The sequence below is a fragment of the Streptomyces sp. ISL-94 genome (assembly GCF_018614075.1).
Lineage (GTDB): Bacteria > Actinomycetota > Actinomycetes > Streptomycetales > Streptomycetaceae > Streptomyces.
Genome location: NZ_JAGGOZ010000122.1, coordinates 44,152 through 55,633 on the forward strand (window position 1 = coordinate 44,152; position 11,482 = coordinate 55,633).

Sequence of the window (11,482 nt, forward strand, 5' to 3'; positions counted from 1 at the left end):
AACGGCCCGGCACTCCTCACGGTGTGCCGGGCTGTTCTGCGTGTCTGCCTCCGTGTCTACCGGGTGCCGCGCAGGCGGCGCCACGGGGTGAACGTGAACACCGCGCCGCCGAGCAGGATCACCGTGCCGGCGACCAGGGCCAGGGCCTTGATGCCGCCCTCGTCCTCGGCGCCGGTCTCGGCGAGGCCGCCGGAGGTGGTGGTGGCGGCGCCGGTGGTGGACGGGGAGCCGGAGCCGCCCGGCTGGGCGGCGGTGTCCAGCTCCAGCGAGACGCCGCTGCTGGTCGCCTTGCAGGGGACGTTGATCGGCGTCGAGCCCGGGGCCATGGTGACGTCGATCGTCAGCTGGTCCGGGCTCAGCGTGACCTTGCCGGACTTGCCGGGCTTGTAGGTCCCCGTCATGTCGTTGAGGCTGACCGGGGCCTTGTCCGCGATCGGCTCCGCGTTGGCCGGGCCGGAGACCTTGACCATGCCGCTGTCGGCGCCGCCGAGCTTGACGTTCATCGAGGGCTTGAGGGCCCCGGCCGGCAGGGCCATGGGCGCGGCCATCGCGCCCTTCGCCGTCTTGACGGTCAGGTCGTAGCTGCCGCCGTTCTTCTTGGCGTTGATCGTGACCGGGGTCTTGATGCCCCCGGGGACGACCGGACCGCAGTCGAAGGCGACCTCGACGGCCTTGCCCGGGAAGTCGGTCTGGCCGCCGCCTCCGCCAGTGGTCGTGCCGCCGGTGGTCGTGCCACCGGTGGTCGTGCCGCCGTTCGTGGTGCCACCGCTGGTGGTACCGCCGCTGGTGGTACCGCCGCTGGTGGTACCGCCGCTGGAGCCGGCCGCCACGTCGATGGTGGCCCCGCCCTTCACCTCGCCCACCGGCGCGCACTTGGTGACGAACGTGCCGAAGGAGAAGGTGACGGCGACGTCGTACTTGCCTGGCGTCAGGGTGATCTTGCCCGCCTTGGTGAGCTTCAGCTTGCCCTTCATCGTGGACATCACCATGGGCGCCTTCTTCGGGATCGGCGGGTTCTTCTTCTCCCCGACGACCTTCAGCTCGCCTCCCCCGCCGCCCACCGTGATCCAGCCGGTGGGCTGGACCGAGTCCTGCGGGATGTCCATCAGGTCCGTGTTGTTCGAGGCCGGCTTCACCGTCTCCCAGGACACCTCGACCTCGTCCCCGACCTTGGCGGTGGCCGGAGCCGTGATCTTGGCGGTGGTCTCACCCTCCACCGGGTCGCCGCCGCCGGCCGGCGGAACGCACTTGACCTTGAATGTGGCCTCGGCGGCCTGGGCGGGAGAAGCCCCCATGGCGATACCCGCGCCGCCGAGCAGCAGCGCGACCACGGCCGCGCTCACCCTCCGTTGGGTCTTCACGTATGTCCCTTCGTCGTCGAACGGTTCTCAGACGGTGCGGACGCCTGTGGTGCTGGGCCCGGCGCGCTGTCCGGGGTGAACCACGGCAGGACCGCCGTGGTCGTCTGGGGGGATGCCGCCGGCGGCTCCGACGCGGCCGGCGCGCGGCCCCGTACGGCGGGAATCCTCGGCAGCCGGGCCGTCACGGCCGCCGCCGCCTCGGGGAACCGCGCGCCGCGGTGGCGGCCGGCGGTGCCCGGGACGCGGGGCCGGACCTTGTCGACGACGGCCATGCCGACACGGAAGACCGCGGCCGGGACCACCAGCAGGAGCAGGCCCCAGAAGAGCAGGACCCCGTACGGGCGGTCCACGCCCCAGGGCTGGGTGGCCAGGACCGTCTCGCCGTACTTGAGGGAGAGCGCGTAGTCGCCGTACGCCCCCGCGGTCAGGGTGGCGTCCAGGGCGACCTCCGCCTTGCCGCCGGGCGGGATCGTGCCCTTCCAGCGGACCTCCTCCCACAGCGGGGCGAACACCCCGTGGGCGGTGCCGAGCTGGAAGACCGGGTCCTTGACCGGGGCGGAGCCGAGATTGCCGACGGTGACCTTGAACGTGCGGCTCGGCGGAGCGCCGAACCAGGTCAGCACCCCGTCGTCGCCCTCCAGCCGGACCCCGGTGAGCAGCGCGAGGCGGGCCGTGCCGGATTCGGCGGGCAGCTCGGCCACCGGGTGGTCGGTGATCTTCAGGGCGGTCGCGACGGTGGACTGGTCCCCGTTGACGGAGGTGACGTTGACGACGCAGGGGCAGGGCTTCGGCGGTGCCACCACGGGCAGCTTGGCGGTGAAGTGGCCGTCGTCGGCGACCGAGACGGCGGCGCCGTCCGCGTTGGCACAGCTGTTGGTGCCGCCGATCATGTTCTGGCCGCAGACCAGCAGCATCACCAGCGTCTTGGCGGGCCAGCCGGTGCCGTCGACGGTGATCTCGGTGCCCTTGGCGGCCTCCTGGAGGGAGAGCGCAACGGCGGGCTTCGGCTCGGCGGCGACAGCGGTGACGGCGGCGGCCCCGGCGGCGGTGGTGACGGCCGCGGTGGCCGGGGCCGCCGGGAGCAAGATGAGCGCGCACGCTGCCGTCCCCGCGGCGAGCAGGGCTCCGAGTCTTCTCACCTGGAGGCTCCCGTCAGTTCGTGTTCCGGTGCGGGGGTCGTCGGTTCGGCCGCGGGCGCCGCGCCGTCGGGCGGGTCCCGGCGGGTCCGCCGGTTGCGTACGAGGAGCAGCGCGGCCGACGTGGTCACGCCGAGGCCGAGCAGGCCGAGGCCGGTGCGGGCGGCGATCCCCCAGGGCACGCACCACACCGAGGCGGTGGCGGTGGCCCGGGCGCCGCCGGGGGCGGTGACCGTGAGGCCGAGGCGGACCTTGTCGAGGACCGGGGCTCCGGGCCACCTTTCGGTCAGCTCCACGCGCTGGCCGGGGAGCAGTTCCACCGGCAGGGTGCGGGGGCTGCGGCCGGGGACCTCGCCGAAGAGGCCGTCGGCGTGGAGGGCGAGCTCGAGGGTGAGCGCCACGTTGCCCCGGTTGACGAGGGTGTACGCGACGACCGCGGCCGAGCCCTTGCCGCGGACGGTGACGTCCTCGACCGTGAGGGCGGCCAGGGTGGGGCCGCCGACCCGCAGGTGGACCCGTACGCCCACCTCGTGGCCGGCTTCGGTGGCGACCACGGCGGCGGGGTGGTCGCCGGGCGGGGAGGCGGGCGGGACGGTGACGGTGAAGGGGACGACCGCGCGGGTGCGGGGCGGGATCTTCACCGTGGCGCCGGCGCCGAAGCTGATCCAGGCCCCGGCGGCGGTCGCGGGGTCTGTCGAGCGGCCTCCGGCCGCGGGGTCGGCCGGGCGCACCTCGAGGGCGCCGTCAGCCGTGTTGTAGGCGTCGGCGCCGCGCAGGGTGACGGTGTGCTCCTGGTCGGTGGTGTTGGCCAGGGCGAGGCGGTCCTCCAGTACGGTGCCGGCGGTGCCCGCGAGGTAGAAGTACGGGCGGGCCCCGCCGGGCCGGGCGGCGGCGGCCGTCCCGGCGGCGGGCTCGGCGGTCCAGCCGGGCTCCTCGGCGGCGGCCGGGGCCGCGGGGGCCGTGTGGAGCGCGGCGGCGGCGAGGAGCAGCACCCCGAGCCTTCGGAATGTAGGGAGCACGGGCATGGCCGGGTGCTCCGTTCAGGACCGGGCCCGTTGGCCGCGCCGGGTCAGCCAGAGCACGCCGGCGGCGCCGGAGAGCAGCACGGTGCCGCCGAGGGTGCCGAGGGCGAGGGCGGAGTCGGTGGGTCCGGTCTGCGGGAGCGTGTCCTCGCCGGTGCCGCCGCCGGACTGCGCGCCGGAGCCGCCGGCGGCCGTGACGTCCAGTTCCAGGGAGGGTTTGGGGCTGTTGCCGGGAGTACAGGTGGTCGTAGTGCCCAGCGCCTTGATGGTGAGCACGCCGGCGGTGAAGGTGGCCTTGCCGGTCTTCTTGGGCGTGTAGGTGCCCGAGAGGTCGGTGATCTTGATGGGTGTGTTGGCGGGCACCGCCTCGGGGTTGGGCGGGCCCGAGACCGGTACGGAGGCCTTCTCGGCTCCGTCGACGAGGATGACGGCGCTGGGGCTCATCGCGCCCTTGCCGAGCTCGACGGGGCTGGAGGAGACGCCCTTCTGGAAGGACATCGTCAGCTTGTACCCGTCGCCCTCCTTGACGGCCTTGATGTCGATGGGCGATACCGCCGACTTGTCCCCGATCGGGGTCTTGCAGTCGTACGCGACGTCGACGACGTCGGCGTGGGCTGCGGGGGCGGCCAGCAGGACCGCCGATCCGGCCGCCAGCGCGGAGGCCAGCGCGAGCGCGGTGGAGCGTTTCCGGTCGGACACCTTCGTCTTCCCCTCGGACCTTGGGACCACAAGTTACTGACGACACATCAGATTGGTGGCTCAAGGTACGCCCGGGGCCTTGCGGAGGGAAGACAAAGGGCAGGCCGGGATTGACCGTTCGTCAGTGGGCGCGCACGCCCTTCTGCCACACCGCGGAAACGAGCGGGACACCCGGGCGGTAGGCCAGGTGGACGTGGCTGGGGGCGTCCAGCAGGGCCAGATCGGCGCGCGATCCGGGGGTGATGGAGCCGATGTCGGCACGGCGCAGGGCGCGGGCGCCGCCGGCGGTGGCCGACCAGAGGGCCTCGTCGGGGGTCATGCGCATGTCCCGGACGGCGAGCGCGATGCAGAACGGCATGGAACTCGTGTAGGAGGAGCCGGGATTGCAGTCCGTGGACAGGGCGACGGTCACGCCCGCGTCGATCAGGCGGCGCGCGTCGGGCCACTGGGCGCGGGTGGAGAACTCGGCGCCGGGCAGCAGCGTGGCGACGGTGGTGCCGGCGGCCTGGGCGAGGGCGTCCACGTCGGCATCGGTGAGGTGGGTGCAGTGGTCGGCGGAGGCGGCCTCCAGCTCCACGGCGAGCTGGACGCCGGGGCCGTGGCCCAGCTGGTTGGCATGGACCCGGGGGATCAGGCCGGCGGCGGCGCCCGCGGTGAGGATCGCGCGGGCCTGGTCGCCGTCGAAGGCGCCCTTCTCGCAGAAGACGTCCACCCAGCGGGCGTACGGGGCGCAGGCCGCCAGCATCTCGCCGGTGACGAGGTCGACGTAGCCGGCCGGGTCGTCCGCGTAGTCGGGGGAGACGATGTGCGCGCCGAGGTAGGTGACCTCCTCGGTGTGCGCGGCAGCGATGCGCAGGGCGCGGGCCTCGTCGGCGACGGTGAGCCCGTAGCCGGACTTGGTCTCGAAGGTGGTGGTGCCCTGGCGGCGGGCCTCGTGGAGGTGGCGCAGCAGATTGGCTTCGAGCTCGGCGTCGGTGGCGGCGCGGGTGGCGGCGACGGTGGTGCGGATGCCGCCGGCGGAGTAGGCGCGGCCGGACATGCGGGCGTTGAACTCGGCGGTGCGGTCGCCGGCGAAGACGAGGTGGGAGTGGGAGTCGACGAAGCCGGGGATCAGGGCGCGGCCCTGCGCGTTGAACGCGGTGTCGGCGGCGGGGGCCTTGTCGGCGGGGCCGACCCAGGCGATGCGGTCGGCGTCGATGACGACCGCGGCGTCCCGGATGAGGCCGAGGGGGCCTTCGCCGAGGGCGGGGTCGTTGGTGACGAGGCTGCCGATGTTGGTGATGGCGGTGGTGGTGCCGGTCATGGGGTTCCTCTCAGGTGTCGCGGCCGAGCGGGAGCGGGACGCCACGGCGGCGGGGCCAGCGCCAGGCCCGGGCCGGGGCGCCCGACGGCCGAGGTTCTTTCCCCCACCCCGCCCTTCCCCGTACGTGCGCTTCGCGCCGGTGCCCTCACACGCCGGGCGGGCTGAATCAGCCCCGCCGGCGTTTGAGGCACGGGGTCGGGGGCGGAGCCCCCACGCGGCGGAGCCGCATATTCGGTACTGCCGGGAAGGGGCGGGGTGGGGGAAAGGCGGCGTCAGGCTCGCAGGGCCGCGATGGACTCGGACAGGGCGGACGGGACGTCCGGGACCAGGGTGTGGTGGCCGTCGCGGACGATGTGGCGGCCCGCCACCACCGTGTGGCGCACGTCCGAGGCCGTGGCCGCGAAGACCGCAGTCTCGGCGCCCAGCCGCGGCAGCGGACCCGCCGTCCGTACGGAGTCCAGCGTGATCGTGGTGAAGTCCGCGAGCGCGCCCGCCGCCAGGCGGCCCGCGTCGGGCCGGCCGAGCGCGGCGTGGCCGTCGGCCGTCGCGGCGGCCAGCAGCGCGTTCGCCGTCCAGTGACCCCGCGTCCGGCTGCGCAGCCGCTCGTTCAGCTCCATCGCCCGCGCCTCCTCCAGCAGGTCGATCACCGCATGGCTGTCGCTGCCCAGCGAGAGGGGGCTGCCCGCCTGCTGGAGGCGGGTCGCCGGGCCGATGCCGTCGGCGAGGTCGCGTTCGGTGGTGGGGCACATGCAGGTGCCGGTGGCGGCGCCGCCGAGGAGGTCGATGTCCGCATCCGCGAGGTGCGTGTTGTGGACGCCGGTGGTGCGCGGGCCGAGCACCCCGTGGTCGGCCAGGAGCTGGGTCGGGGTGCGGCCGTGGGCGGCCTGGCAGGCGTCGTTCTCGGCGGTCTGCTCCGAGAGGTGGACGTGCAGGGGGGCCTGCCGCTCCTCGGCCCAGCGGGCGACGGTGGCCAGCTGCGCCGCCGGGACCGCCCGGACCGAGTGGATCGCGGCGCCGATCAGCGCGTGCCCGCGCGGCTTGAGGGCGCTCACCCGTTCCGCCCACGCGTCGGCGGTGCCGTCGGAGAAGCGCAGCTGGTGCTGGTGCGGGGCCTCCCCGAAGCCCGCCGACAGGTAGGCGGTGTCCAGGAGGGTGATCCGGATGCCGGCCGCGGCGGCCGCCTCGATCAGCGCCTCGCCCATGGCGTTCGGGTCCGCGTACGCGGCGCCGCCGGTGGCGTGGTGGACGTAGTGGAACTCTCCGACGTTGGTGATGCCGGCCAGCGCCATCTCGGCGTACACGGCGCGCGCGAGGGCGAAGTAGCTGTCCGGGGTGAGGTTCTGGGCGACCGTGTACATGAACTCGCGCCAGGTCCAGAAGGTGCCGGAGCCCACCTGGACCGTGCCCCGCAGCGCCCGGTGGAAGGCGTGGGAGTGCGCGTTGGCCAGGCCCGGCAGCGTGAGCCCGCGCAGGACCTCCGTGCCGAAGGGCGGGACGGCCACGCCGGTGCGCAGGGCGGCGATCCGGCCGTCCCCGTTCACCTCCAGGGCGACGCCCGGCTCGACATGGGTGCCGAGCCAGGCGTGCTCCAGCCAGTACGTCTTGTGCGCGATCAGCGACACGCGAGACCTTCCAGTACGTCGGCGAGGGCGAGGACGCCGGCCACGCAGTCGTCCTCGGCGGCGAACTCCCGCGGGGAGTGGGAGACGCCGGTCGGGTTCCGTACGAACAGCATCGCGGTCGGCACGGCCGCGGAGAGGATTCCGGCGTCGTGTCCCGCCCCGGTGCCGAGGACGGGGACGGCCCCGCCCAGGATCCGGTTGAGCTCGTCGCGCAGGGCGTGCTCGAACTCGACGACCGGGGTGAAGGACTCCCGTATGACGTCCAGGTCGATGCCGTCCCGGTCGGCGTGCTCGCGGGCGGCCTTCTCGATGGCGGTGACGACCGTGTCGAGGGTGACCTGGTCGGCGGCGCGGGAGTCGAGCCAGCCGCGTACGAGGGAGGGGATGGCGTTGACCCCGTTGGGCTCCACCGCGATCTTCCCGAAGGTGGCGACGGCCCCGGAGAGGGCCGCCTCCTGGCGGGCGGCCAGCACGGTCGCCGCGTACGTGAGCATCGGGTCGCGGCGGTCCACGAGGCGGGTGGTGCCGGCGTGGTTGGCCTCGCCGCGGAAGTCGAACCGCCAGCGGCCGTGCGGCCAGATCGCGGAGGCGATGCCGACGCGGTCGCCGGACAGGTCCAGGGCCCGGCCCTGTTCCACGTGGAGCTCGACGAACGCGCCGATGCGGCCGAGGCGTTCGCGGTCGGCCCCGATGGCTTCGGGGTCGTAACCGGCGGCCTCCATCGCCCGGGGCAGGCTGATGCCGTCCGCGTCGCGGAGCTCGTACGCCTTCTCCTTGGTCAGCTGCCCGGCGGCGAGCCGGGAGCCGACGCAGGCGAGCCCGAAGCGGGCCCCTTCCTCGTCACCGAAGTTGGTGATGGCCAGGGGCCTGGCGAACTCCGCGTCCCTCCTGCGGAGTTCGTCCAGGGCCGCGAAGGAGGACACCACCCCGAGGGGGCCGTCGAAGGCCCCGCCGTCGGGGACGGAGTCCAGGTGCGAGCCGGTGACCACGGCGTCCCCCGCGAGGGGGTCGCCGAGCCAGGCCCACTGGTTGCCGTTGCGGTCGGTCTCGTACGTCAGCCCGCGCGCCTCTGCCTGCGCCTGGAACCAGGTCCGGCAGTCGGCGTCGGCGCCGGTCCACGCGAAGCGGCGGTAGCCGCCGGACTCCGCGTGCCGGCCGATGGGCGCGAGCTCGGCCCACATCTCGTGGAACGTCACGCGTCGTCGCCTTCGCGCATCGGGATGCGGACGCCGCGCTCGTCGGCGACCGTCTCGGCGATGTCGTAGCCGGCGTCGACGTGGCGGATGACGCCCATGCCCGGGTCGTTGGTCAGGACGCGGCGGATCTTCTCGCCCGCGAGCGGGGTGCCGTCGGCGACGGTGACCTGGCCGGCGTGGATGGAGCGGCCCATGCCGACGCCGCCGCCGTGGTGCAGGGAGACCCAGGAGGCGCCGGAGGCGACGTTGACCATGGCGTTGAGCAGCGGCCAGTCGGCGATGGCGTCGGAGCCGTCGAGCATGGCCTCGGTCTCGCGGTACGGGGAGGCCACCGAGCCGCAGTCGAGGTGGTCGCGGCCGATGACCAGCGGGGCGGCGAGCGTGCCGTCGGCCACCATCTCGTTGAAGCGCTCGCCGGCCTTGTCGCGCTCGCCATAGCCGAGCCAGCAGATGCGGGCGGGCAGGCCCTGGAAGTGGACGCGCTCGCCGGCCATCTTGATCCACCGGTGCAGGGACTCGTTCTCGGGGAAGAGCTCCAGCATCGCCTTGTCGGTCTTGTGGATGTCCGAGGCCTCGCCGGACAGGGCCGCCCAGCGGAAGGGGCCCTTGCCCTCGCAGAAGAGGGGGCGGATGTAGGCGGGGACGAAGCCGGGGAAGGCGAAGGCGCGGTCGTAGCCGGCCAGCTGGGCCTCGCCGCGGATGGAGTTGCCGTAGTCGAAGACCTCGGCTCCCGCGTCCATGAAGCCGACCATGGCCTCGACGTGCGTGGCCATCGACTCGCGGGCGCGGGTGGTGAAGCCGGCCGGGTCCTTGGCGGCGTAGGCGGCCATGTCGTCGAAGTCGACGCCGACGGGGAGGTAGGCGAGCGGGTCGTGGGCGCTCGTCTGGTCCGTGACGATGTCGATCGGCGCGCCCTCGGCCAGCATCTGCGGGAGCAGCTCGGCGGCGTTGCCGAGCAGGCCGATGGAGAGCGGCTTGCGGGCGTCGCGGGCCTCGACGGCCAGCTGGAGGGCGTGGCGGAGGTTGTCGGCCTTGACGTCCAGGTAGCGGTGCTCGATGCGGCGCTCGATGGCGCGCGGGTCGACGTCGATGCAGATCGCGACGCCGTCGTTCATCGTCACGGCGAGCGGCTGGGCGCCGCCCATGCCGCCGAGGCCGGCGGTGAGGGTGATGGTGCCCGCGAGGGTCCCGTCGACCCCTCCTTTACCGGTTGAATGCAGCTTGGCGGCGACGGCGGCGAAGGTCTCGTAGGTGCCCTGGAGGATGCCCTGGGTGCCGATGTAGATCCAGGAACCGGCCGTCATCTGGCCGTACATGGTCAGGCCCAGCTGCTCCAGGCGGCGGAACTCCTCCCAGTTGGCCCAGTCGCCGACGAGGTTGGAGTTCGCGAGCAGGACGCGCGGCGCCCACTCGTGGGTCTGCATCACGCCGACCGGACGGCCGGACTGGACGAGCATCGTCTCGTCCTGCTTGAGGGTCTGGAGGGTGCGGACCATCGCGTCGTACGAGCGCCAGTCGCGGGCGGCCTTGCCGGTGCCGCCGTAGACGACGAGCTTGTCGGGGTGCTCGGCGACCTCGGGGTCGAGGTTGTTCTGGAGCATCCGCAGCGCGGCCTCCTGCTGCCATCCCAGGGTGCTGAGCTCGGTGCCTCGCGCGGCACGTACGGGGCGGGGTCCTGACATGGCGGGTGCCTCCTCCGATGTTGGTTAATCCATTCACATCCTGGCTGCCTGAATAGATTCAGTCAACAGCTGCGGGCCGACCCGCCGGATGATTGGCTGAGGGACATGGCTGCCGAGACGCACACGGAAGGCGCCGCCGAGCGCCGCGACCTGGCCGTGCGGGCCGCGGTCGAGCAGGGCCTGCTGGACTCCGATCCCGTCGCCTGCCTCCTGGACGTGGCCGGGATCCGGGCTTCCGCCGCCGCCCTGACCGGCGCTTTCGCCGCCGCGCTGCCTGCCGGCACCCCCGTCCTGCACGCCTTCGCCGTCAAGGCCGCCCCGCTCGTCCCGGTCCTGCGGCTGCTCGCCGACACCGGGCTCGGCTGCGAGGTGGCCAGCCCGGGCGAGCTGGCGCTGGCCCGGGCGGCGGGGCTGCCGGCCGGGCGGACCGTCCTGGACTCCCCCGCCAAGACGGTGGCCGAGCTGCGCGAGGCGCTGGCGCTGGGCATCGCCGTCAACGCCGACAACCGGCAGGAGCTGGAGCGCCTGGACGCCCTCGTCGCGTCCGCCGCCACCACCGCCTCGCCGATCGGGGTGCGGATCAACCCGCAGACCGGCGCGGGCACCATCAGCGCGCTGTCCACCGCCACGGCGACGTCGAAGTTCGGGGTGCCGCTACGGGATCCGGAGGCGCGCGCATGGCTCGTACGGGCGTACGCGGAGCGGCCGTGGCTGACCCGGCTGCACACCCACTCGGGCTCGCAGGGGGTGCCGCTGGCGCTGATCGCGGAGGGCGTACGGGAACTGCACGCGCTGGCCGAGGAGATCAACGCGGCGGCCGGGCGCCGCCAGGTCGACACCCTCGACATCGGCGGCGGCCTGCCGGTGAACTTCACCTCGGACGAACAGACCCCGACCTACGCGGACTACGTGGCCGCCCTGCGCGAGGCGGTACCCGCCCTCTTCGACGGCTCGTACGGCCTGGTCACGGAGTTCGGGCGGTCCCTGCTGGCCAAGCACGGGCTGGTGCTGGCGAGGGTGGAGTACACCAAGTCCGCCGGGGGCCGCCCGATCGCCGTCACCCACGCCGGCGTCCAGCTGGCCACGCGCACGGTGTACGCCCCGGCGGCATGGCCGGTGCGCATCCTCCCGTACGACGCCAAGGGCACCCCGCGCACCGGCCCGCCGGTCGCCCAGGACATCGCGGGCCCGGCCTGCTTCGCGGGCGACCTCCTGGCCACGGCACGGGAGCTGCCGCTCCTCGCCCCCGGCGACGTGATCGCCATCCCGGACACGGGCGCGTACTTCTTCACCGCCCACTACGGCTACAACAGCCTCCCGCGCCCGGCCGTCCACGGCTTCACCCAGTCCCCCGCCGGCGCCACCCGCTTCACGGAGGCCCGCCCGGCCCAGACCTTGCGGGAGATCGTGGCGGAGGGGGGCGGGGGACGGGGGGACGCGCTGCTGTGAGGAGGGCGGGGC

Annotated in this window: 9 protein-coding genes; 1 reads left to right on the top strand and 8 read right to left on the bottom strand. The window is 74.0% G+C overall.

Going from position 1 to position 11,482, the window contains the following annotated elements; genetic code table 11:
- Positions 1 to 56 precede the first annotated feature (56 nt).
- The 8 genes from J7E94_RS31530 to hutU form a co-directional block, all read right to left on the bottom strand.
- Positions 57 to 1,361 (bottom strand): hypothetical protein, encoded by a 1,305-nt coding sequence (locus J7E94_RS31530; RefSeq protein ID WP_308345572.1) that lies wholly within the window; start codon positions 1,359 to 1,361, stop codon positions 57 to 59.
- Positions 1,358 to 2,500, bottom strand: coding sequence for a hypothetical protein (locus J7E94_RS31535; protein ID WP_308345574.1), 1,143 nt, complete (start codon positions 2,498 to 2,500; stop codon positions 1,358 to 1,360). The genes J7E94_RS31530 and J7E94_RS31535 overlap by 4 nt, the downstream gene beginning before the upstream one ends.
- Positions 2,497 to 3,522: a DUF916 domain-containing protein gene (locus J7E94_RS35550; protein ID WP_215020236.1), complete on the bottom strand. Its 1,026-nt coding sequence runs from the start codon at positions 3,520 to 3,522 to the stop codon at positions 2,497 to 2,499. Before J7E94_RS35550 ends, J7E94_RS31535 begins: the two co-directional genes overlap by 4 nt.
- 15 nt (positions 3,523 to 3,537) lie before the next feature.
- A complete protein-coding gene (locus J7E94_RS31545; protein WP_215020237.1) occupies positions 3,538 to 4,218 on the bottom strand; it encodes an LPXTG cell wall anchor domain-containing protein in 681 nt (226 codons plus the stop codon).
- 121 nt (positions 4,219 to 4,339) lie between these two features.
- The gene (gene hutI / locus J7E94_RS31550; protein WP_215020238.1) at positions 4,340 to 5,521 is read right to left on the bottom strand and encodes an imidazolonepropionase; all 1,182 of its coding nucleotides are present in this window, start codon (positions 5,519 to 5,521) and stop codon (positions 4,340 to 4,342) included.
- Between the two features lie 272 nt (positions 5,522 to 5,793).
- A complete protein-coding gene (locus J7E94_RS31555) occupies positions 5,794 to 7,134 on the bottom strand; it encodes a formimidoylglutamate deiminase (RefSeq protein WP_215020250.1) in 1,341 nt (446 codons plus the stop codon).
- The gene (locus J7E94_RS31560) at positions 7,134 to 8,324 is read right to left on the bottom strand and encodes an allantoate amidohydrolase (RefSeq protein ID WP_215020249.1); all 1,191 of its coding nucleotides are present in this window, start codon (positions 8,322 to 8,324) and stop codon (positions 7,134 to 7,136) included. Before J7E94_RS31560 ends, J7E94_RS31555 begins: the two co-directional genes overlap by 1 nt.
- Positions 8,325 to 8,335: 11 nt before the next feature.
- Positions 8,336 to 10,021, bottom strand: coding sequence for a urocanate hydratase (gene hutU / locus J7E94_RS31565; RefSeq protein WP_215020239.1), 1,686 nt, complete (start codon positions 10,019 to 10,021; stop codon positions 8,336 to 8,338).
- Between the two features lie 105 nt (positions 10,022 to 10,126).
- Here hutU and J7E94_RS31570 point away from each other — a divergent pair, with 105 nt between their 5' ends.
- Positions 10,127 to 11,470 carry a diaminopimelate decarboxylase gene (locus J7E94_RS31570; RefSeq protein ID WP_215020240.1) on the top strand — a complete coding sequence of 448 codons (1,344 nt, stop codon included), beginning with the start codon at positions 10,127 to 10,129 and terminating at the stop codon, positions 11,468 to 11,470.
- Positions 11,471 to 11,482 lie beyond the last annotated feature (12 nt).